Here is a 20,071-nt window from a genome sequence, read left to right as displayed (position 1 = left end):
CTAGAATCCCCCGTACTGAATCGCCGCGGAGCGGACGATGGTGCTCGCCGGGGCAGGGACGAAGGGCAGCTTGTAGATGAAGTTGCCGGCCGCGTTGTAGTTGACCGTCACGACGTAGACGTTGGCATTCGATGGAGACGGCGCGGCATTGACCGTGAGATTGCCGGGAACGAGCAACGGATAGGTCGACGCGTTGGCGGTGACGTAGTTCGTCGCGAGGCTGTTGCGTTCGGTGTCGGTCATTCCCGCGATGGATGACCGCGCCGCTTCGGCGGCGAGTTGCTGAACGCCATGCACCATGGCGAGATACGAGCCGAAGACGATGATGCCGAAAATGAAGGCAAGAAACAGCGGCAGCATCAGCGCGAATTCGACGGCAGACGCACCGCTTCGGCAGCGAAAAAACCTGGTCATTGCAACACACCTCGAAACGCCGACTACGACGTCACGTTGCGAGGCTTTGATTAAGGAAAACTATGAAAACGCTTTCGCGAATCAGCGGCGCCAATCCAGACTTATCGGGTCAGCGAAACCTTATGGGGCGATCAGAATATTTGATGCGATATCCGCAAAAACCCGGGGCGTGGTGCGGTTGACGTGCTGCGGCGTGTGGAGATGCAGTTGTCGGATACCGTGATAAGCGGAGAAATGCACGTAACAATACATATGGCCTGCAATATCAGTGTCTTGGCGGTAATTGTACCTAAACGAAAGTGCAACCAAATGTTAGTATAGCCTGATCACATACTGTGGAGATTGGAATTGCGTCCCCGCTGAGATTGGAGGGCTCGCGATGCATAGACCGCGTCAGCATTTGAATATTCCTACTGAAATCGTTCGCACCGTCGTTGCGATCGCCGAGACGGGTAGCCTGTCGAAGGCCGGGGAGCGTCTCGGCCTCAGCCAGCCGGCGATCAGTTCGCAGGTCAAGCGACTGCAAAGCCTGATTGGTGGCGCGCTCTTCGTCAGAACCGCAAACGGCACCACGACCACCGAGCTCGGCAAGGTCGCCGTGCAGCAGGCGAGGCGCATCCTCGAAGCCAACGATCAGCTGCTTCGGCTCGGCGGCAATCATGAAGGACCCCAGCCGTTGCGGCTGGGAATCAGCACGATGCTCGCCGAGGAATTCCTGAAGCTGCATCCATCCGATGCACTCGCCGACGTTCTGCTGCACGCCGACATGTCACCGGCCGTCATCAGGGGATTGATCGACGGCTACATCGATATCGCGTTCGTCTACAGCAACCCTTCGCAGGAGAACGAAGACGAGGTGACGATCGCCGCCGAAGCCGAGGAGCGGTCGGTGTGGGTGCGATCGCGCGATTTTGTGCTGCGGCCGGGCGCCCCGATCCCGATCCTGGCCTGGCCCGGTGACGACTGGATGATCCGGACGCTCACCAAGCACAACATCACGTACAAGATCGTGTTCAGGAGCCCGAACCATCAGCTGCGACTGGAAGCCGCCCGGGCCGGATACGGCCTGACAGCGTGCCCGGAGCGGATGATCCCATCCTCGCTGATTTCGGCGAAGGACTATTATCTTCCGGAGCTTCCGGTGCAGAAGCGCCTGCTGTGCGTTCGCCCTGGTCTCGAAGGCAGCCGCGCCACGGCGATGGTGCAGCGGTTGTCCAGCCTGTTCTTCAGCGGCGCGAAGCCGATGCGTCAGGTGAGCAACATGTAGCCGGTGCTACCGCGGTCCGGCGGCACCGATCAATAGTGCGGTGGGCGCTCGTTGGCGGCGCCGGGCGCATGGCGTTCGGCCTCCTGAAGCCGGTCGCGCAACTCGGCGATCTGGCGCGTCAGCGCGTCGATCTGCTTCCATTGTGCCGTGATGGTCTGGTTCAGCGTCTCGATGGTTTCGTCCTGATAGGTCAGGCGGACCTCCAGTGCCTCGATCCGCTCGCCCAGCTTTGCCGTGTCATTCATGGACGGCAGCCTCGCAGGGGGCACCCGCGCGCTCCACGTCGCTCGCAAGCGCTTCCGCACGCTCGCGCAGGCCGTGGCCGAGCGCGACACGCTCGTCGAACACAAAACAGTCGCCGCGCCAGCGGCTGTCCCGCTGCTGCGTTTCCTCGAGATATTTCAGGATGCCGCCCTTGAGGTGATAGACCTCGGCAAAACCTTGCGCGAGCAGATAGGCGCTGGCCTTCTCGCAGCGGATGCCGCCGGTGCAGAACATCGCAATCCTGCGGTGCTTCGCCGGATCGAGGTTTTGCGCCGCAAATTCCTTGAATTGTCCAAAGCTCGCGATCCTGGGATCCACCGCGCCCTCGAACGTGCCCATCGCGACCTCGAACGCGTTGCGGGTGTCGAGCACCGTGATGTCAGGCGCGGCGATCAGCTCGTTCCAGTCGGCGGCATCGACATAGGTGCCGACCTGCCGCGTCGGATCGACCGTGGTGTCGCCGAGCGTGACGATCTCCTTCTTCAGCCGCACCTTGAGCCGCTGGAATGGCATTTGCGCGGCTTCGGAGAACTTCAGCTCGAGATTGTCGAGGCGGCCGCCGAACAGCGGCCCGTGCCTGAGCTCCGCAACGAAGTCGTCGATGCCCTGGTCGGTGCCGGCAATCGTGCCGTTGATGCCCTCATGGGCGAGCAGCACGCTGCCCTTGAGATCGAGCCCGGCGCAGAACGCGCGCAGCGGCTCGCGGAGCGCACGGAAGTCCGGCAGCGCGGCGAACTGGTAGAGGGCGGCGACCTTGAAGGGCATCGCCGGGGTTTATCAGGCCGGCCAGGCCGGCGAAACCCGCAAAGCCATGCATTGTCGGGATAATTCCCCTGGCATGCCAGGCATTGCTCAGCCGGGGATGAGTGTGCCATGTACGTGGCATCATCCGCCGCAGCCGCATCAGACCATCACGATCAAGCGAGCACTCCGTCATGAGGAATTTCCATTTCGCCGGCCGTTCCACGGTCCACGCCCAGAACGCGATGGTGGCGACATCGCATCCAGAGGCGGCGCTCGCGGCCATCGAGGTGATGCGCGAGGGCGGCACGGCGGCCGACGCGGCGGTTGCAGCCTGCGCGCTGCTCGGCGTCATCGAGCCGCAATCGACCGGCATCGGCGGCGACTGCTTCGCGCTGATCCAGCCGCGGGGAGAAGGCAAGATCACCGCCTATAACGGCAGCGGCCGGGCGCCGATGGCGGCGACCGCCGACTGGTATCTCGAGCGCAAGATCCATTCGGTGCCGCTGACCTCGGCACATGCGGTCAGCATTCCCGGCGCGGTCGATGCCTGGGACGTGATCCTGAAGGACCACGGCAAGTTCGGCTTCGACCGGCTGCTGCAGCCCGCGATCAAGGCCGCCGAGGAGGGCTACGTGGTCGCGCCGCGTATCGCCTTCGACTGGAAGAACGGCTTCGAGAAGCTGAAGAACGGCACCAACACCGAGCGCTATCTGTTGCCGCACGGCAAGCCCGCGGTTGCCGGCGACGTGATCCGCCAGCCCGAGCTCGGCAAGACGCTGCGCGCGATCGCGCAAAAGGGCCGCGACGCCTTCTATAGCGGCGAAATCGCCGCCGACATGGTCGACACGCTGCGCGGCATCGGCGGCCTGCACACGCTCGAGGACTTCGCTGCGCATTCGACCGAGGCGACCTCGCCGATCGGCACGATGTACAAGGGCTATGACGTCTGGCAGTGCCCGCCGAACGGCCCCGGCATCACCATGCTGGTCATGCTCAACATCCTGTCGCGCTTCGACCTGACCAAGTTCAAGCCGCTCAGCATCGAGCGCTTCCATCTCGAGGCCGAGGCGGCACGCATCGCCTACATGATGCGCGAGCAGCATATCGGCGATCCCCAGCACGTGCATGTCGACGTTGTCGGCATTCTCGCCAGGGAATTCGCCGAAGAGCACATCAAGAACATCCGGATGGACCGGCTGCTCGAACTGCCGAACGTTGCGCCGCCGATGAATCCTTCGACGGTCTACATCACGGTGGTCGACAAGGATCGCAACGTCTGCTCGTTCATCAATTCGATCGCGCATTCGTTCGGCTCGGCGATCGTCTCCAACAAGACCGGCGTCCTGCTGCAGAACCGCGCCGGCGGCTTCCGCATCCAGCCCGGACACCCGAATTGCATCGCACCGGGCAAGCGTCCGCTGCACACCATCATCCCGGCGCTGGCCACCAGGAACGGCCGTGCGGTGATGCCGTACGGCGTGATGGGCGGGCAGTACCAGCCGGTCGGCCAGACCCGTGTGCTGACCAACATGCTCGACTATGGCTGCGACATCCAGGAAGCCATCGATATGCCGCGCGGCCTGCACTACGAAGGCGTCTACCAGCTCGAGGACAGTGTGCCGGCGGAGATCGTCGAAGGCCTGAAGAAGATCGGTCACAAGACCACCAGCGTGGTCGCGCCGCTCGGCGGTGGGCAGGGCATCTGGATCGATTGGGACAAGGGCACGCTGACCGGCGGCTCCGACCCGCGCAAGGACGGCTGCGCGCTCGGCTATTGATTGTCGCGGCTGGCAGGCTCGACGGACGGAACAAGAATTTGTCGCGAGGGTTGGTGCTGAAAGCCCATCCCCGCGAGGTCCGCCATCCGCACCCTCGATTCAGACGAAACCGAACAGGCCGATCTGCGTGGCGGCTCTCCACCCTGGCGTGCGGCGTCGAAGCGTCCGCCGCCGCTCGCTGAAAATCTCTCCTGCGATGCGCTGATCGTCGGCTCCGGCATCACCGGTGCGCTGGTCGCCGAGCGGCTGACGCGTCAGGGGCTCGACGTCGTCATCGTCGATCGCGAGCATCCAGGCCACGGCAGCACCGCGGCGAGCACCTCGATGCTGCTCTGGGAGATCGATCGTCCGCTGGTCGAGCTGGCCGCGATCTACGGCTTCGAACGCGCCGTCCGCGCCTACCGCGCGAGCCTGGCGGCGGTAACCGGCCTGCTGTCGCTGGTCCGCAGCACCAACATTCCGAGCGGGATCAGGACCAAACGCTCGCTCTATCTGGCGACCGGAAGCTCCGCGGCCGAATTGCGCGACGAACACCGGCTGCGCAGCCGCGCCGGCCTGCCCGGCGACTTCCTCGACCACGGGCAGTTGCTCGAGATATTTGGTATGGCGCGCGCCGCCGCGATTGTGTCATCCGGCGCGGCGGATGCCGATCCGCTGCAGCTTGCCCACAGTCTGCTCAGGCTCGCGATCGCGCGCGGTGCGCGGTCGTTCGATGCCGAGGCCACAGCCTTCGACCCGGCAGGCGCGGCGGTCACGGTCGGGTTCGACAATGACCGCGAAATCGCCGCGAGAGCCGTGGTGCTGGCGACCGGCTATGCGATGCCGGACATCGTTCATTCCAGAGTCCAGGCGGTGTCCTCGAGCTGGGCGATCGCGACCGCGCCGCAGCCGCAGAACATCTGGAAGGACGGCGTGCTGATCTGGGAGTGCGCGAAGGACTATCTTTACGCGCGCACGACGCCGGAAGGCCGCATCATCGTCGGCGGCGAGGACAGTGACGAGATCATCGAGCCCGACGCACGCGACCGCCTGATCCCGCAGAAATCGCGCGCGCTGGCGAAGCGCCTTGCCGCGCTATGGCCGTTTGCCGACACCGAGATCGATTATCGCTGGGCCGGAACGTTCGATACCACGCGCGACGGCCTGCCACTGATCGGCCAGGTGCCCGGTGCGAAGGGCGTCTATGCCGCGTATGGCTATGGCGGCAACGGCATCACCTTCTCCTATCTGGCGGCGCAATTGATCGGCGATCTGATCGCAGGCGCGTCGTCGCCATTGCTTGACGATTTTGCGCTGGACCGCGACGGCGGCATGGCCGGTCACTGAAAAATGGCTAGGGATTTGGCCCGCGCTGGGCTAGAGACGGCCGTTCTTCACGAGAGGTGCAAGATGCGATCTTCCCGACGCACGATCATCAAGACTGCATTCGCCGGCCTTGCGGCGGCAGTCTCCACGTCCGTTGTCAGCGGGACGGCAACGGCCCAAACTGCAGGAAAGCCCATGACCACAGCTTCAGGCCTCCAGATCATCGACAGCAAGGTCGGCACCGGCGCCTCGCCGAAGACCGGCCAGACCTGCGTCATGCACTACACCGGCTGGCTCTACGAGAACGGCCAGAAGGGCAAGAAATTCGACTCCTCGGTCGATCGCAACGAGCCGTTCGAGTTTCCGATCGGCCAGGGTCACGTGATCAAGGGCTGGGACGAGGGCGTCGCCACCATGAAGGTGGGCGGCAAGCGCACCCTGATCATCCCGCCGAACCTCGGCTACGGCGCGCGTGGCGCCGGCGGCGTGATCCCGCCGAACGCCACGCTGATGTTCGACGTCGAACTGCTTGGCGTAAAATAAGCTGATGGGCGTCAAATAACCGGCCCGAAACAACAGGGGCGCAGCGATGAAGATTTCGATCCTCGACGATTATTTCGACACGCTGCGCACCCTCGATTGCTACCGCAAGCTCGGCGGGTACGACGTCAAAATCTGGAACGATCATGTCCAGGACGTCGATGCACTCGCCGAGCGGCTGCGCGATACCGACGCGCTGGTCCTGATCCGCGAGCGAACCAAGATCCGCACGCCGCTGCTCGAACGTCTGCCGAAGCGGAAGCTGATCAGCCAGCGCAGCGTCTATCCCCATATCGACATCGACACCTGCACGCGGCTCGGCATCATCGTGTCGTCGAGCCAGCATGCCGATACGCCGTCCTACGCCACCGCCGAGTTCACCTGGGGCATGATCCTCGCGGCGATGCGCGCGATCCCGCAACAGATGGCGGCGCTGAAGGCGGGCAAGTGGCAGATCGGCGTCGGTCATACGCTCCGCGGCAAGACGCTCGGCATCTATGGCTATGGTCGCATCGGCGCGGTGGTCGCGGGTTACGGCAAGGCGTTCGGCATGAACGTGTTGGTCTGGGCGCGCGAGCCGGCGATGGCGAAGGCGCGTGCCGACGGTTATGAGACCGCGGCCAGCAAGGCGGATTTCTTCGCCCGCTGCGACGTGCTGTCGCTGCATATGCGGCTGGTGGACGCGACGCGCGGCATCGTCAAGGCGGAAGACCTCGCGCGGATGAAGCAGACCGCGTTGATCGTCAACACCAGCCGCGCGCCGCTGATCGAGCCCGGCGCGCTGGTCAGTGCGCTGCGTGCTGGCCGGCCCGGGATGGCCGCGATCGACGTCTACGAGAAGGAGCCGCTGCGCGACACGGCGGACCCGCTGCTCAACATGGACAATGTGGTCTGCACGCCGCATCTCGGTTACGTCTCGCGCGACGAGTACGAGATCCAGTTCACCGACATCTTCGATCAGATATTGGCTTACGCGGCCGGTACGCCGACCAACGTCGTCAATCCGGATGTGCTGGCACATCCGGATGTGCTGGCACGTTCGCGCCCGAGCGGCTGACCAGCATCGCTCATGCTCGAACGGCCGGCTCGATGGGGCAGCCGTGTCATCTCTCGTTCAGCGAGGCCAGTGAGCCGCGGCGGTCACCCTGCCGACGATCCTCTTGATGCCGCCGAGTGCCCTCTGTCCCTTGCCCTTGGCTTCCAGGATCGCGCCTCTGCCCTGCATCGCGGGAGAGCCGGTGACCTTGCCAAGACGCCGCTTGAACCTGCCGATCGCCTCGTTGGTCGTGCCCTTGATCCTATCGGTCGTGCTACCCATGAAATTACTCCTTCGGAATACGCTGAGGTAACGCGCCGGCACATGGCGATGTTCCGATTTGGCAACGTTCCGATTTTCCGCTCGCCTGCGCGCCCGCTTTTCGCTAGCGTTCCACGCACGAAATGAGACCAACGAAAGCAAGAACGATGAGCGGTTCCCACGATCACACCCATTCCCACGACCATCACCATCACGACGATGAGCGCTGGAAGCACGACGGCGTCCGCGTCATTCCGGGCAACCAGCTCGATCCGAATGTGCCGTCGACCGCCGGGATGGACCGCAAGGCCGCGATCAATTTTGCCCGGGTCGGCGCGCAGAAATTGTGGGCAGGCACCGTCAGCATCAAGCCGGACGCCAAGACCGGCGCGCATCATCACGGCCATCTCGAAAGCATCATCTATGTCGTGAAGGGCAAGGCGCGGATGCGCTGGGGCGAGAAGCTGCAGTTCACCGCCGAGGCCGGCCCCGGCGATTTCATCTTCGTGCCGCCCTACGTGCCGCATCAGGAGATCAATGCCAGCCGCGACGAGGTGCTGGAATGCGTGCTGGTGCGCTCCGACGGCGAAGCGGTGGCGATCAATCTCGACATCGAGCCGATCGAGAAGCCGGAGACCGTGCTGTGGGTCGACCCGGTGCACCGCCATCCCGACGAGAAGAAGTGACGTTGCGGCTGAGCTGCAACGTCATTCCGGGGCGATGCGCAGCATCGAACCCGGAATCTCGCGCCACAATCTCGAGATTCCGGGTTCACGCTTCGCGTGCCCCGGAATGACAGTCTAGGGTAGGAGGCCAGCATGACGCTCGTGCGTTACGAGAGCGCCGACCACGTCGCGACCATCACGATGGACCGCGTCGCGTCGCACAACGCGCTCAACAACGCGCTGTGCGACGAGTTGCAGCAGGCCTGGCGGCGCTTTCGCGACAGTGATGACCGCGTCGCGGTGCTGGCCTCGGCCGAGGAAAAGTACTTCTGTGTCGGCGCCGACGTCCGGGATTTCCCCGCCAATATGTGGCAGGCGGTGCCCGGGCTCGGCGTCGAGCTCGACAAGCCGGTGATCGCGGCGACGTCGGGCTGGGTGGTGGGCGGCGGCTTCGTTCTGGTGCAGATGGCCGACATCTGCGTCGCCTCGGAGACGACGCGGTTCGTCTATCCGGAAGCCAAGATCGGCACCACCGGTGGCGGCGTCTCCTCGGTGCTGGCGCGCATGCCGCACAAGATCGCGATGGAGTTCCTGCTTGTCGGCGAGGAGCTGTCGGCCGAGCGGGCCTACCAGATCGGCTTCGTCAACCGCATCACGCCGCCGGGCCAGCACCTTGCGGCGGCGCAGGAGCTGGCGGCCAAGATCGCCGGCAACGCGCCGCTGGTGGTGCAAGCGCTGAAGAAGCTCGCGCGCGACGCGATGCCGAAGGGGCCGCTGGAGACGGTCGCGGAGGTGCGCCGGCAGCTCGACGCCATCAAGGACAGCGAGGACCTCAAGGAAGGCGCCAAGGCGTTCAGCGAGAAGCGCAAACCGAATTTCACGGGGAGATAGGGCGAGAGGCGGCTATAGTTTCGTCATTCCGGGGCTCGCGAAGCGAGAGCCCGGAATCCATCTAGCCGCAACAATCGCTGCGAAATGGATTCCGGGCTCGACGCTGCGCGTCGCCCCGGAACGACGGAGGGTGAGACTTACACAAACACCTGGTGATCGATCACACCGTTCGGCACGACATAGCCGTAACGTGTGTTCGACGGTTCGGGGCCTGCCTTCTCATACTGCGCCTTCATCATCGCAAAGCGATCGCCCTTGAGGTCGAGCATCGCGCGCTTCGGCTGGATGTTGTAGAGCCGGGCATTGTTGTCGCCGAAGATCGCCGTCTTCACCGGCCCGTCGGCCGGGCCGAGCGGTGCATAGCCGAACTTCTTCTGCATCATCTCCGGGATTTCCAGCCGCCGCAGGCCCTCGATCTGCCATTGCGGCGCGCCGGTCCACAGCGCATCGGTGCCCCAGCAGACGTGGTCGGCGCCGAGCCCTTTGATCAAGGTACCCATCAGCGCGGCGCAGACATTGGGCTCGGCGACCAGCGTGGTCGCGAACAATTGCCCGACGTCGCCATAGACATTGTTGACGCCATACTGCGCCGGGATGTCGGCGAGATCCGAGGTCCAGGCGATGCGGCCGGTGCGCTCGAACTCGGCGAGCGCGACCTTCGGATCGCCGCCGACATGGCGATAGGCCGAGTGGTAGATGATGAAGTTGAGCTGCGGCCAGTCCTTGGCGGCCCGGCCGACATCGGCAACGTCGGCGAAGCCGCGCAGATTCGGATACTGTTTCTCGATCCCGGGCGGAAACAGTCCCTTGTGGACGCAGACATTCTTGATGCCCGCCTTCACCATCTTCTCATAACCCTTGTAGGCGACCTTCTCGTCGTCCAGCCGCCAGGGGTAGCGGCTGATCTCCTTGTGGGTGTTGTCGCCGATCGTGTAGCCCTTGCAGGATTCCGGCTTCAGCGCCAATGCGGCGTCGAGCTTGTCGAGCCAGCCGGGCTGCCCGGGCGTGAAGATGGCGTGGCAGAACACGCGTCGCGAGCCGGCCTCGTCGTTCATCTTCTTGCGCGCGTCGGCCATCTGCTCGTTGGTCAGGAACCAGTCCTGCTCGATATCCGACGGCGCCGAGGAGATCAGCGCGATCTTGGTGTCGGAATCGAGAAACATCTCCTTCTTGTAGTTGTTGAACTTGAGATCCTCGATGGTCTGCTCGTGATCGTTGAGCTCCTTGTTCCAGCCGGCCTTGCCGACCGCCTTGCGCATTTCCACAAAACCCATGATGCGGGTGTCGTCGCGCAGGAAATGCGTGTGCATGTCCATGATGAACTGGTCTTTCAGGGAGTTGGCGCGCTCCTGCGCCATCGCGGGTGTCGCGGCCTCCGCCGGCGTCACAGCGAACAGCTCGCCGTAAACCTGGTTCATCGCGACGAAGGAGGCGGCCATGCCGGCCGCGGTCTGGAAGAATCTGCGGCGGTCGAGGCCCTGCCTGCCGCCGAGATCGTCGGCCATCGCAAGCAGCCGCGCCTCGACCTCGCGCTGACGTTCGTTCTGCGGGTCCGGATAGAATTCGTCGCTGGAGACGATCTGGGTCGGGATCGGCGTCTGGTGCCGGCACAGTTCGGAGGGCATCAAGGCGGCAAGTTCTTCGTCGGTGAGATTGCTGCTCATTCTTCGCTCCCGCTTCTCGCCGGATTTTTCCGGTCGGATCGCGGCGGAGACTAGGACCAAGTCCGTCCGTCGTCCGCGCAGTTTGCCGGAAACCGCGTTCACAAAATCGTGCATCCTATCTGCCGCGCCGAGAAGCCGGCGTCGCGCGGCCTGCCTTGCGCGCTGCTATGCTCGATTGCACCGGATCGGACGAAGAAATCCGGAAGGGAGGCGAACCATGATGCCGTCAGATCATTCGCGGCGCAGCATTATCCAGGGCATTGTCGTTACGACGGCAGCAGGCATGCTCGGCGAAGCGCGGGCGCAGGCCGCGAGCGCGGTTCCTGCCGAGGGAGAAATATGGAGCAACGAATACTGGGCGAAGAAGGGTGACGTTCCGCTGTGGATGTTCCGCAAGCGGATCGGCGCGCCGAAGCCGGGCGAGCCGGCGCGGCCCGTGGTGTTCTTCGTGCACGGCTCGTCGGTGACATCACGGGTGTTCGACCTCACGGTGCCCGGCAAGGGCGAGTATTCGCTGCTGAACACATTTGCCCGCTACGGCTTCGACTGCTGGACCATGGACCACGAGAATTACGGCAAGTCCGGCCGCACCTCGGGCAATGCGGATATTGCGAGCGGCGTCGAGGATCTGAAGGCCGCGGTCGAGGTGATCGCGCGTGAGACCGGGCAGAGGCGCTATCACTTCGTCGGTGAATCCTCGGGCGCGCTGCGGGCCGGCGCTTTCGCGATGGCCGCGCCCGAGTGCATCGACCGGCTGGTGTTCGCGGCCTTCACCTACAAGGGCGAGGGCTCGCCGACGCTGGCAAAGCGCGCCGAGCAACTCGCCTATTACCGCAGCCACAACATGCGCAAGCGCGACCGTGACATGATCCGATCGATCGCGACCCGCGACAGGCCCGGCACGTCGGATCCTGCCGTGGTCGAGGTGCTGGCCGATGTCGAGATGCAGTTCGGCGACCAGATCCCAACCGGCACCTATCTGGACATGACCGCCAATTTGCCGGTGGTGCATCCGGAGAAGGTGCTGGCGCCGGTGCTACTGGTCCGGGGTGAATATGACGGCATCGCCGCTGTTCCGGACCTCGAGGAGTTCTTCAACAAGCTGCCGAACGGCGACCGGCAGTTCGTCATCCTGCCCGGCACCGCACATTCGGTGGCGCTTGCCACCAATCGGGAGCTGTTCTGGCATGTGACGCGGGCATTCCTGACCATGCCGGCGCCGATCGTGACCTGAAACCTGCGGCAGGACGCCGCAATAAAAATCTGCACGGCGATGTCGGGATCCGGCTATGCGGTTCGTCCTCGGGGCACAACCCCGCCAACAGGAGTTCTTCGCGTGGCCAATCCCAAAATGATCTTCGTCAACCTGCCGGTCAGCAATCTCGCCCATGCCACTGCGTTCTACGAGGCGATCGGCGCGACCAAGAACGCGCAATTTTCCGACCACACCGCCTCCTGCATGGTGATCTCCGACACGATTCACGTCATGCTGCTGACACACGACAAGTTCCGCGAGTTCACCCCGAAGAAAATTGCCGACACCAAGACCACGAGCGAAGTGCTGATCTGCCTGTCCGCCGACAGCCGCGACGCGGTCGACGGCTATGTCACCAAGGCAACGGGCGCGGGCGGCAACGCCGATCCGTCGCCGCAGCAGGATTACGGCTTCATGTACGGCCGCAGCTTCGAGGATCCCGATGGTCACATCTGGGAGGTGATGTGGATGGACGTCGAGGCGGCGATGAAGGCGCAGTCCGCCGCGGCGACCGCCTGATCGCATCCTGCCATCACGAGGAGCTCAAGCATGTCCAAGGTATCTCCCTGCCTGTGGTTCAACGGCGAGGCCGAGGAGGCCGCGAACCTCTACGTCTCGCTGCTGCCCAATTCGCGGATCGAGACCGTCCAGAAGAACGTCATCGACAGCCCCGGTGGAAAGGCCGGCACGGTGCTGCTGGTCGAATTCACGCTCGCCGGTCAGCGCTTCATGGCGCTGAACGGCGGGATGAGGATGGAGCATACCCACGCGGTCTCGTTCGCGATCGACTGTGTGGACCAGGCCGAGGTCGATCGCCTGTGGGACGCGTTGCTCGCGGCCGGCGGCACGGCCGAGCAGTGTGGCTGGCTGCGCGATCGCTACGGCGTCGCTTGGCAGATCGTGCCGGCGGCGGTCCGCCAATATCTCGGTGGTTCCGACGCCGCCGGCGCTGCGCGCGTGATGCAGGCCGTGCTCGGGATGATCAAGCTCGATATCGAAGGCCTGCGCCGGGCCTATGAGGGCGAGGCGGCGGCGTGAGGTAGGGCTTCGCTGGCATCGCCCGGCTCCGACCGGGCGATCCAGTATTCCAGAGACGTCGGTGCTCGGCCGATAGGCCGCGGCGCGCTGGATGCCCCGCATGAAGCGGGGCAAGACAGTATGGGCACGATGGTTCCGTCACATGACCGTGGCGACGGATCGCGGATGCAGCTGATATCGTATAATTGTCGCAAGCTGCGTTCCCCTCGCACCGTGCTTGCCCTTTGAACATCGTATCCAAATCTCCTTCTGTTCCACGACGTCCCGCCGCGCGCACGGCGATCGTCGCGGCCATCGTCTTCATCGTGGCCCATGTCGTGCTGCTGTTCGGGATCACCGCGCCGGACAAGCTCTATTTCGACGAGGTGCATTACGTGCCGGCGGCGCGGCAGATGCTGTTGCCGGTGCGCGAGGGCCCGATCCTCAACCCGATGCATCCGCCGCTCGCCAAGGAGATCATCGCGCTCTCGATCACGGCGTTCGGCGATGGGCCGCTCGGATGGCGCTATCCCGCGGCGCTGTTCGGTGCCTTGGCGCTGGTCGGCGTCTATCTCGGCGGGCTTGCGCTGTTCGCGTCGCAGCAACGCGCGATCGCAGCCGTGCTGCTCGCCTTCTTCAACCAGATGCTGTTCGTGCAGTCGCGGATCGCGATGCTGGATATTTTCGCGCTCGCCTTCGGCCTGTTCGCGATCGCGGCGTTCGTCCACGGCTTCAGGCAAAAGCGGCCGCAATCCGCCTTTGCGCTGGCGGGATTCTTCGCGGGGCTTGCCACTGCCAGCAAATGGAGCGGGCTGTTCGTGCTCGCGACCTGCATCGCGATCATCGTGGTGATCCGCCTGATGCAGGGCTGGCGCACGCGCTTTGCCGACGCCAATGCGGAGGATTGGTACCGGCCGGAGCTGTGGCCGGATTTTCGTGTTCAACACGTCATCGTCTGCTTCGTGCTGATCCCGGCGGCCGCCTATCTCGCGACCTTCGTGCCACTCTATGGCCTTTCTTTCACGGATATCATCGAGGCGCAGCGCCGCATCTTTGCCGACAACACCACGGCCGCCATCGCGGGCCACACCTATATGAGCTCGTGGCCGTCCTGGCCGTTCCTGGTGCGCCCGGTCTGGTACCTGTTCGAGAAGGTCGGCGACGACAGGTTCGCCGCGATCGTGTTCCTCGGCAACCCGCTGGTGCTGTGGCCGGCATTGATCGCGCTGATCATTGCGCTGCGCGACTGGATCGTCGGGCGCGGCCGTGATGCATTTCTCGTGCTGGCGTTCTACCTCGGCCCGTATCTCGCCTGGGCGCTGCTGCCGCGCACGCTCGGTTTCATCTATTACTATCTGCCCGCGGCGACCACCGCGAGTTTCGTGCTGGTCTACGCCTTGACGCGCAAGGGTTCGCCGCGCTGGCTGCTGTGGGCGTTCGTCGCGGTTGGATGCGCAGGGTTTGTTGCGATGCTGCCGGTCACGGCCGGTGTCATCGAGACGTCGATGGCGACGTTCAACCGGCTGATGCTGTTCCAGAGCTGGATATGACAGTCTTTCAAGTAAAGTGATCCGCCTGCCGGGCATGGCAGGCGGATCGAGAATGCAAAGAGATTACTGCGACGCGGTCTTGGTATCCATGTTGACGACCTGCACGCGGCGATTGGTCGGGTCCATCGGCGCGCTCGGGTCCTTCGGCCGGGTCTTGCCGTAGCCGACGGTGACGAGATCCGAGCCGTTCAAGCCGTAATGCTCGACCAGATATTTCTTGATGGTGTCGGCGCGGCGCTCCGACAGGTCCTGGTTATAGGCCTCGCCGCCGATCGCGTCGGTATGGCCGGCGACGACGAAGGTCGAGCCCTTCATGCTGGCATCGGACAGCGCTTTGCCGAGCTCCTGCACCGCCTGGGTCGAGCCCTTGCTGATGTCGGCCGAGTTGTAGTCGAAGTGGATCTCCAGATCGATCTTCGGCTTGTTCGCCGCGATGTCGGCGATCTCCTGGCGTTCAACGCGCGACAACGAACGGGTCTGCCGGTTGCGGACGGTGTTGAGGAAGCTCGCCTCCTTGGCGGAAGCGGCCGGGTCGACCTGCGTGCCGGCGGAAAGGCCGCGGGTGGCCGACTTCGGCTTCAGCGCATTGAGGATCTGTGCGGCCGGAACGGTCTCGCTGCCGGCCAGTGCGACGCCCGCCGTCATCGACAGCGCGGCGCCGATTGTCAGAAGAGACAAGGAAAAAGAGCGGGTCATGGTTTTCGTCCTCAAATGTCGGGCTAGCCAATCCGGCTTGCTGTCGTTTTGATGCTGGGAGAATAGGACCGGTTCAAAGCCCGGAATGTGATCTGGGTCACGGTTCGGTGTGCCGTCCCGCCTTGCGCCAAGCAGGCAGACGGGAGAGCGAGGACATCATGGCCCACGTCAATCGCGTCCTCCGCTCGATCAATGACGAAGACGCCTCGCGCTGCGTCGATATCTTCCTGCGCCCGGACGGCAGCATCGGCTTCGAGGAATATCGGCGGGACGTCGAAGATGGCCGCGGCTGGTTTCCGGTTGGCGGTCATTCGTCCCGCATCTTCCATGAGGAAGGCGCGGCCCTGGCCGCGGCGATCGGGGGCGTTCCGTGGTTGCGGCGGGTCGTCGGATCGACGTAGCCGCATCCGAATGATGCGGAGCTGATTTCCCTCGCGCGGCTCTCCACAGCGGCGCGAATCTCACTACATTGCTGGGGCAATGCCCCGCGCCGCCGAACCCCTTTCGTTGAACAATGCTAGCGCCCGCCATATCTGGCTGCGCGCGCAGCGGCTCGATACAAAGGCGCCGTTCGGGGAGGGGGCGTCAGCGGTGGCGGCCGCCGTCGATCATCTCGGCTATGTGCAGATCGATACCATCAACGTGATCGAGCGCTGCCATCACCACATCCTGTTCACCCGCATTCCGGACTACCGCCGCGCCGACCTCAAGCAGGCGCAGAGCCGGGACAAGAGCGTGTTCGAGTACTGGACGCACGCGCTGTCCTACATTCCGTCCAAGGACATCGGCATCTTCCTGCCGGCGATGAAGGCGCATAAGCGCGAGGGCCACAAATGGTTCTCGTCGGTGACCCCGGCGGATACGCGCAAGGTGCTGCGGCTGCTCCGTGCCGGTCCGCTGACCATCCGCGACATCGACGACGACGTGCTGACCGAGAAAGAGCATCTCTGGCAGAGCCGGAAGCCCTCCAAGCGCGCGCTGCAGCTCGCCTTCTATGGCGGTGTGGTCACGATCAGCGAGCGTGCCGGCATGCTGAAGACCTACGAGCTGATGACCCGGCACTTCGGCTGGGACAAGCCGCCGAAGCCGGCCCCGGCCTCGGCCCGGACCGCCTATCTGCTTGACCGCGCGCTGCGCTCGCAGGGCATCGTCAGCCTGGATTCGATCTGCCATCTCGACGCGCCGAGCAAGAAGGCGGTGCGCAGCCTGATCGAGGCGCGCCTGCGCCGCAAGGAGCTGGTCCAGGTCGCGCTGGAAGGCGCCGGCAAGCAGGAACATTGGGCTCGGCCCGAGGTGCTGGAAGCGACCGGCGAGGGTGATCCCACTCTGGTTCACATCCTCTCGCCGTTCGATCCGCTGATCATCCAGCGCAAGCGCACCGAGCTGTTCTTCGGCTATGGCCACCGTTTCGAGGCCTATGTGCCGAAGGAGAAGCGCCTGTTCGGCTATTTCGCGCTGCCGGTGCTGGTCGGCGACGAGATCGTCGCCGCCCTCGACCTGAAGACCGACCGGCAAAACAAGAAGCTCCTGATGCAGAAATGGAGCTGGGTCGGCAACGGCAAGAAGCAGGCGGCACGCAAGGAGCTGAAGCGGCGCATCGAGGAAGAGCTCGACCGCTTCGAGCGCTTCCAGCTGGCTGAATAGGGCTGGCTCTCCGTCATTGCGAGCCACCGGGTCGCGCGAACGCGCGCCCGATGACAGGCTCCGCGAAGCAATCCATCGCGCCACAAGCGGATAAGTGGATTGCTTCGCTTCGCTCGCAACGACGCCGTGCACAAAACGCACAGGGTTCCCGTTTGCGCTGTGAGCTATGAGTTTTTGCCATTGCTCAATGCGTGGCCAGCCAATAATCCTCACGGCAAGCAACACCCGGGGAAAGCTCATGAGCCAGACAGCAACCATCGCGCCCGATCGCGGCGCCCGCAGCGAGATCGAGACGTCGACGATCCGCGCGATCTCCTGGCGGCTGATCCCGTTCCTGATCCTGGCCTACTTCTTCTCCTATCTCGACCGCGTCAATCTCGGTTTCGCCGCGCTCACCATGAACAGCGAGCTGAAGTTCTCGCCGGTGGTCTTCTCGTTCGGCGCCGGTATCTTCTTCATCGGTTATTTCATCTTCGAGGTGCCGAGCAACCTGGCGCTGGAGCGGTTCGGCGCCAGCAGGTGGATCGCCCGCATCATGGTGAGCTGGGGCATCCTCTCGGCGTTGATGGCGGCGGTCTATGACGAGCACAGCTTCTACGCGCTGCGCTTCTTCCTCGGGGTGGCCGAGGCCGGCTTCTTCCCCGGCATCATCCTCTATCTGACCTACTGGTATCCGGCCGAGTATCGTGCGCGCTTCCTCGCCGCCTTTGCGCTCGCGGTGCCGATCTCGACCGTGATCGGCGCGCCGATCTCCGGCCTGTTGCTCGGCCTCGACGGCGTGATGGGCTTGAAGGGCTGGCAGTGGCTGTTCGTCATCGAGGGCATTCCCTCGGTGCTGCTCGGCATCGTTACCTGGTTCTATCTGACCGACCGGCCGGAGAAGGCCGATTGGCTCTCGGCCGAGCAGAAGGCGTGGCTCAAGGCGAAGCTCGACGCCGAGGTCGCGGCCAAGCAGGCGGCGAAGCATTTCACGCTGGGCGAGGCGCTGTCCTCGCCCAAGGTACTGGCGCTCAGTGCGATCTATTTCGGCTTCGTCGCCTCGCTCTACGGCATGCAGTTCTGGTTGCCGCAGATCGTCAAGGCGTTCGGGCTGACCAATGCGCAGACCGGCTTCGTCACCGCGATTCCGTACGCATTCGGCACCGTCGCGATGATCCTGTGGGCGCGCCGTTCCGATGCCACGCGCGAGCGCGTGTTCCATGTCGGCGCGCCGCTGCTGCTGACGGCGCTGGCGCTCGCCGTCTCCAGCTACATCACCGATCCGGTCATGACGATGGTGGTGCTGACGGTCGCCGCGATCGGCGTGTTCTGCACCTTCGCGGTGTTCTGGACGCTGCCGACCGCCTGGCTCTCCGGCACCGCCGCGGCCGGCGCGATCGCGCTGATCAACTCGATCGGCAACCTCGCCGGTTTCGGCGGGCCCTATCTGATCGGCTGGGTCAAGGAAGCCACCGGAAGCACGTCGACCGGTCTGCTGGTGCTCTCGCTGTTGCCGCTTGCCGCGGGCCTGCTGGTTTTCCTCGGCAGCCACGAGACCAAGACCGAGTTCGCCGGCGCGAAGTAGCGACAACTGCGTAGACCTTCGCAGGATGGGTAGAGCGAAGCGAAACCCATCATGGCACCCGCGGCAAGTTGATGGGTTTCGCTGCGCTCTACCCATCCTACGGACCGTCGATGCTGTAGCCCGGATGAAGCGTAGCGTAATCCGGGTATCCTCACGCCACCGGTGAGGTCCCGGATTTCGCTGAGCCGGTCATCGGGCGCGCGTTCGCGCGACCCGTTGGCTTCATCCGGGCTACGCATTTTCCGAACTCTGCACCGCCAAATCCGACCCTCGCTCACGAATTGGTTATCACTGACGAATATTGACATTCATCAGTGATAAATCGATACTCTTCATCAGTCGTCAGCCCGATGGAGATTTCAGATGTTCGTTCGTTCCGTTTTCTCGAGCTATTACAGGCTCTTGACGGGAGCATCGTTGGCATTTGCGGTGTTCGCGCTGACCGGTTGCAATGAAAAGGCGGCCGAAGTTGCCGATCCGGGGCGCCCCGTTCTGGTGGCGACCGTCCATTATGAAGCCGAAACCCCTGAGCGCAGCTTTGTCGGCACCATCAAGCCCCGTATCGAAGCCGATATGGGCTTTCGGGTTGCCGGCAAGGTGGCCAAGCGGCTGGTCGAGGTCGGACAGACAGTCGACGTCGACCAGCCCTTGGCCACCCTCGACGAGGTCGACCTGAAGCTGCAGGCCGAGCAGGCCGAGGCGGAGTTCCGCGCCGCCACCGGCGTGCTGGCGCAGGCCGCGGCCGCCGAGCAGCGCGCCAAGGATCTGAAGGCCAAGGGCTGGACCACCGATGCGGCGCTCGACTCCGCCAAGGCCGCCGGCGACGAGGCCCGCGCCCGACTGAACCGCGCCGAGCGTTCGGTCGAGCTGACCAAGAATTCCCTCTCTTACGCAACGCTGGTGGCCGACACCCGGGGTGTCGTCACAGCGACCATGATCGAGCCCGGCCAGGTGGTTGCCGCGGGCCAGGCTTCGATCCGTGTCGCCCGACTTGGCGAGAAGGAAGCTGTCGTCGCGATCCCCGAGACGCTTCTCGCTCGTGCCAGGTCGGGCGTAGCCACGGTGACGCTGTGGTCGGACGCCAAGAAGAGCTATGCCGCCAGGCTGCGCGAGGTCGCGCCGCAGGCCGATCCCGCTACCCGTACCTATCTCGCAAAATTCTCGCTGCCGGACGCCGACGAGGCGGTTTCGCTCGGCATGACCGCGACGCTGACCTTGGCCGACAAGGCGAGCGAGCGCGTCGCCAAGTTGCCGCTGTCGGCGCTGTACAGCCAGGGCGGCGATCCCTCGCTCTACATCGTCGACGACAAGGGCGACATCGCGCTGAAGCCGGTCAAGGTGAAGGCCTACGAGAGCAACAACGTCGTCATCTCGGGCGGCGTCGACGATGGCGCCAAGGTGGTCGCCCTCGGTGTGCAGAAACTCGATCCGAGCCAGAAGGTGCGGGTCGTGTCGTCGCTGTCGTTCTAACCCTCGCAATCGCAGCGGAAACGGTTCTGGGACTGGTCTAGAACTT

The 20,071-nt window shown here is 64.2% G+C and carries 22 protein-coding genes; 15 read left to right on the top strand and 7 right to left on the bottom strand.

Going from position 1 to position 20,071, the window contains the following annotated elements:
* Nucleotides 1–414 carry a TadE/TadG family type IV pilus assembly protein gene (locus tag PMN64_RS09935; protein ID WP_028338572.1) on the bottom strand — a complete coding sequence of 138 codons (414 nt, stop codon included), beginning with the start codon at nt 412–414 and terminating at the stop codon, nt 1–3.
* Nucleotides 415–793: 379 nt separating this feature from the next.
* Between PMN64_RS09935 and PMN64_RS09930 the strand changes: the two genes are divergently transcribed.
* Entirely contained in the window at nt 794–1,681 is an 888-nt protein-coding gene (locus tag PMN64_RS09930) for a LysR family transcriptional regulator (RefSeq protein WP_225158615.1), read from the top strand.
* Between the two features lie 29 nt (nt 1,682–1,710).
* Here the strand turns inward: PMN64_RS09930 and PMN64_RS09925 are convergent, their stop codons facing one another.
* Complete coding sequence (locus PMN64_RS09925; protein ID WP_411780554.1) at nt 1,711–1,926, bottom strand: SlyX family protein; 216 nt, start codon at nt 1,924–1,926, stop codon at nt 1,711–1,713.
* Nucleotides 1,919–2,710 carry a rhodanese-related sulfurtransferase gene (locus PMN64_RS09920; RefSeq protein ID WP_411780553.1) on the bottom strand — a complete coding sequence of 264 codons (792 nt, stop codon included), beginning with the start codon at nt 2,708–2,710 and terminating at the stop codon, nt 1,919–1,921. Before PMN64_RS09920 ends, PMN64_RS09925 begins: the two co-directional genes overlap by 8 nt.
* Nucleotides 2,711–2,880: 170 nt before the next feature.
* Between PMN64_RS09920 and ggt the strand changes: the two genes are divergently transcribed.
* Nucleotides 2,881–4,467: a gamma-glutamyltransferase gene (ggt, locus tag PMN64_RS09915; protein WP_018273408.1), complete on the top strand. Its 1,587-nt coding sequence runs from the start codon at nt 2,881–2,883 to the stop codon at nt 4,465–4,467.
* A gap of 99 nt (nt 4,468–4,566) precedes the next feature.
* Here ggt and PMN64_RS09910 read toward each other — a convergent pair whose 3' ends face one another.
* The gene (locus PMN64_RS09910) at nt 4,567–4,767 is read right to left on the bottom strand and encodes a hypothetical protein (protein ID WP_411780552.1); all 201 of its coding nucleotides are present in this window, start codon (nt 4,765–4,767) and stop codon (nt 4,567–4,569) included.
* On the opposite strand from PMN64_RS09910, the gene PMN64_RS09905 reads away from it, so the two are divergent.
* The 3 genes from PMN64_RS09905 (at nt 4,699) to PMN64_RS09895 (ending at nt 7,369) form a co-directional block, all read left to right on the top strand.
* Nucleotides 4,699–5,793, top strand: coding sequence for an NAD(P)/FAD-dependent oxidoreductase (locus PMN64_RS09905; RefSeq protein ID WP_411780570.1), 1,095 nt, complete (start codon nt 4,699–4,701; stop codon nt 5,791–5,793). The two genes, PMN64_RS09910 and PMN64_RS09905, sit on opposite strands and share 69 nt — an antisense overlap.
* A gap of 63 nt (nt 5,794–5,856) precedes the next feature.
* Nucleotides 5,857–6,315 carry an FKBP-type peptidyl-prolyl cis-trans isomerase gene (locus PMN64_RS09900; RefSeq protein WP_028333243.1) on the top strand — a complete coding sequence of 153 codons (459 nt, stop codon included), beginning with the start codon at nt 5,857–5,859 and terminating at the stop codon, nt 6,313–6,315.
* 46 nt (nt 6,316–6,361) lie between these two features.
* On the top strand, nt 6,362–7,369 hold the full coding sequence (locus PMN64_RS09895) for a D-2-hydroxyacid dehydrogenase family protein (RefSeq protein ID WP_411780551.1): 1,008 nt from the start codon (nt 6,362–6,364) through the stop codon (nt 7,367–7,369).
* A 57-nt stretch (nt 7,370–7,426) separates the two neighbouring features.
* Here PMN64_RS09895 and PMN64_RS09890 read toward each other — a convergent pair whose 3' ends face one another.
* Nucleotides 7,427–7,630: a CsbD family protein gene (locus PMN64_RS09890; RefSeq protein WP_411780550.1), complete on the bottom strand. Its 204-nt coding sequence runs from the start codon at nt 7,628–7,630 to the stop codon at nt 7,427–7,429.
* A 146-nt stretch (nt 7,631–7,776) separates the two neighbouring features.
* On the opposite strand from PMN64_RS09890, the gene PMN64_RS09885 reads away from it, so the two are divergent.
* Both PMN64_RS09885 and PMN64_RS09880 read left to right on the top strand, forming a co-directional pair.
* Nucleotides 7,777–8,295, top strand: a complete 519-nt coding sequence (locus tag PMN64_RS09885) for a cupin domain-containing protein (RefSeq protein WP_028338582.1) — start codon at nt 7,777–7,779, stop codon at nt 8,293–8,295.
* Between the two features lie 132 nt (nt 8,296–8,427).
* Nucleotides 8,428–9,165, top strand: coding sequence for an enoyl-CoA hydratase/isomerase family protein (locus tag PMN64_RS09880; RefSeq protein WP_028338583.1), 738 nt, complete (start codon nt 8,428–8,430; stop codon nt 9,163–9,165).
* 137 nt (nt 9,166–9,302) lie between these two features.
* On the opposite strand, the gene PMN64_RS09875 is transcribed toward PMN64_RS09880, so the two are convergent.
* On the bottom strand, nt 9,303–10,829 hold the full coding sequence (locus tag PMN64_RS09875; RefSeq protein WP_411780549.1) for an amidohydrolase family protein: 1,527 nt from the start codon (nt 10,827–10,829) through the stop codon (nt 9,303–9,305).
* Between the two features lie 217 nt (nt 10,830–11,046).
* On the opposite strand from PMN64_RS09875, the gene PMN64_RS09870 reads away from it, so the two are divergent.
* The 4 genes from PMN64_RS09870 to PMN64_RS09855 all read left to right on the top strand — a co-directional run bounded on the left by PMN64_RS09870 (nt 11,047) and on the right by PMN64_RS09855 (nt 14,651).
* Nucleotides 11,047–12,063, top strand: a complete 1,017-nt coding sequence (locus PMN64_RS09870) for an alpha/beta hydrolase (RefSeq protein WP_411780548.1) — start codon at nt 11,047–11,049, stop codon at nt 12,061–12,063.
* A 117-nt stretch (nt 12,064–12,180) separates the two neighbouring features.
* Nucleotides 12,181–12,603, top strand: coding sequence for a VOC family protein (locus PMN64_RS09865; RefSeq protein ID WP_035630843.1), 423 nt, complete (start codon nt 12,181–12,183; stop codon nt 12,601–12,603).
* A 30-nt stretch (nt 12,604–12,633) separates the two neighbouring features.
* Nucleotides 12,634–13,122, top strand: a complete 489-nt coding sequence (locus tag PMN64_RS09860) for a VOC family protein (protein ID WP_028338587.1) — start codon at nt 12,634–12,636, stop codon at nt 13,120–13,122.
* 224 nt (nt 13,123–13,346) lie between these two features.
* Nucleotides 13,347–14,651: a phospholipid carrier-dependent glycosyltransferase gene (locus PMN64_RS09855; RefSeq protein WP_411780547.1), complete on the top strand. Its 1,305-nt coding sequence runs from the start codon at nt 13,347–13,349 to the stop codon at nt 14,649–14,651.
* Nucleotides 14,652–14,714: 63 nt separating this feature from the next.
* Here the strand turns inward: PMN64_RS09855 and PMN64_RS09850 are convergent, their stop codons facing one another.
* On the bottom strand, nt 14,715–15,347 hold the full coding sequence (locus PMN64_RS09850; RefSeq protein WP_411780546.1) for an OmpA family protein: 633 nt from the start codon (nt 15,345–15,347) through the stop codon (nt 14,715–14,717).
* A gap of 158 nt (nt 15,348–15,505) precedes the next feature.
* Here PMN64_RS09850 and PMN64_RS09845 point away from each other — a divergent pair, with 158 nt between their 5' ends.
* From PMN64_RS09845 to PMN64_RS09830, 4 genes are all read left to right on the top strand, one after another.
* Nucleotides 15,506–15,748: a hypothetical protein gene (locus PMN64_RS09845; protein WP_411780545.1), complete on the top strand. Its 243-nt coding sequence runs from the start codon at nt 15,506–15,508 to the stop codon at nt 15,746–15,748.
* Nucleotides 15,749–15,827: 79 nt separating this feature from the next.
* Nucleotides 15,828–16,991, top strand: coding sequence for a winged helix-turn-helix domain-containing protein (locus PMN64_RS09840; protein ID WP_411780544.1), 1,164 nt, complete (start codon nt 15,828–15,830; stop codon nt 16,989–16,991).
* 238 nt (nt 16,992–17,229) lie between these two features.
* Nucleotides 17,230–18,555: an MFS transporter gene (locus tag PMN64_RS09835; protein WP_304496931.1), complete on the top strand. Its 1,326-nt coding sequence runs from the start codon at nt 17,230–17,232 to the stop codon at nt 18,553–18,555.
* 363 nt (nt 18,556–18,918) lie between these two features.
* Complete coding sequence (locus PMN64_RS09830) at nt 18,919–20,025, top strand: efflux RND transporter periplasmic adaptor subunit (protein ID WP_411780543.1); 1,107 nt, start codon at nt 18,919–18,921, stop codon at nt 20,023–20,025.
* Nucleotides 20,026–20,071 lie beyond the last annotated feature (46 nt).

The sequence above is a fragment of the Bradyrhizobium sp. UFLA01-814 genome, from assembly GCF_046718885.1.
GTDB classification, from domain to species: Bacteria; Pseudomonadota; Alphaproteobacteria; order Rhizobiales; family Xanthobacteraceae; genus Bradyrhizobium; species Bradyrhizobium elkanii.
This window is presented reverse-complemented; position numbering and strand designations above follow the sequence as displayed.

What these genes read in the sequence shown, in the direction of transcription:
- PMN64_RS09830 (WP_411780543.1), top strand. Translation starts at nt 18,919, where the DNA reads ATGTTCGTTCGTTCCGTTTTCTCGAGCTATTACAGGCTCTTGACGGGA.
- PMN64_RS09870 (WP_411780548.1), top strand. Translation starts at nt 11,047, where the DNA reads ATGATGCCGTCAGATCATTCGCGGCGCAGCATTATCCAGGGCATTGTC.
- PMN64_RS09885 (WP_028338582.1), top strand. Translation starts at nt 7,777, where the DNA reads ATGAGCGGTTCCCACGATCACACCCATTCCCACGACCATCACCATCAC.
- PMN64_RS09875 (WP_411780549.1), bottom strand. Translation starts at nt 10,829, where the DNA reads ATGAGCAGCAATCTCACCGACGAAGAACTTGCCGCCTTGATGCCCTCC.
- PMN64_RS09890 (WP_411780550.1), bottom strand. Translation starts at nt 7,630, where the DNA reads ATGGGTAGCACGACCGATAGGATCAAGGGCACGACCAACGAGGCGATC.
- PMN64_RS09860 (WP_028338587.1), top strand. Translation starts at nt 12,634, where the DNA reads ATGTCCAAGGTATCTCCCTGCCTGTGGTTCAACGGCGAGGCCGAGGAG.
- PMN64_RS09935 (WP_028338572.1), bottom strand. Translation starts at nt 414, where the DNA reads ATGACCAGGTTTTTTCGCTGCCGAAGCGGTGCGTCTGCCGTCGAATTC.
- PMN64_RS09835 (WP_304496931.1), top strand. Translation starts at nt 17,230, where the DNA reads ATGAGCCAGACAGCAACCATCGCGCCCGATCGCGGCGCCCGCAGCGAG.
- PMN64_RS09930 (WP_225158615.1), top strand. Translation starts at nt 794, where the DNA reads ATGCATAGACCGCGTCAGCATTTGAATATTCCTACTGAAATCGTTCGC.
- PMN64_RS09850 (WP_411780546.1), bottom strand. Translation starts at nt 15,347, where the DNA reads ATGACCCGCTCTTTTTCCTTGTCTCTTCTGACAATCGGCGCCGCGCTG.
- PMN64_RS09900 (WP_028333243.1), top strand. Translation starts at nt 5,857, where the DNA reads ATGCGATCTTCCCGACGCACGATCATCAAGACTGCATTCGCCGGCCTT.
- PMN64_RS09895 (WP_411780551.1), top strand. Translation starts at nt 6,362, where the DNA reads ATGAAGATTTCGATCCTCGACGATTATTTCGACACGCTGCGCACCCTC.
- PMN64_RS09925 (WP_411780554.1), bottom strand. Translation starts at nt 1,926, where the DNA reads ATGAATGACACGGCAAAGCTGGGCGAGCGGATCGAGGCACTGGAGGTC.
- PMN64_RS09845 (WP_411780545.1), top strand. Translation starts at nt 15,506, where the DNA reads ATGGCCCACGTCAATCGCGTCCTCCGCTCGATCAATGACGAAGACGCC.
- PMN64_RS09880 (WP_028338583.1), top strand. Translation starts at nt 8,428, where the DNA reads ATGACGCTCGTGCGTTACGAGAGCGCCGACCACGTCGCGACCATCACG.
- PMN64_RS09840 (WP_411780544.1), top strand. Translation starts at nt 15,828, where the DNA reads ATGCCCCGCGCCGCCGAACCCCTTTCGTTGAACAATGCTAGCGCCCGC.
- PMN64_RS09865 (WP_035630843.1), top strand. Translation starts at nt 12,181, where the DNA reads ATGATCTTCGTCAACCTGCCGGTCAGCAATCTCGCCCATGCCACTGCG.
- PMN64_RS09920 (WP_411780553.1), bottom strand. Translation starts at nt 2,710, where the DNA reads ATGCCCTTCAAGGTCGCCGCCCTCTACCAGTTCGCCGCGCTGCCGGAC.
- ggt (WP_018273408.1), top strand. Translation starts at nt 2,881, where the DNA reads ATGAGGAATTTCCATTTCGCCGGCCGTTCCACGGTCCACGCCCAGAAC.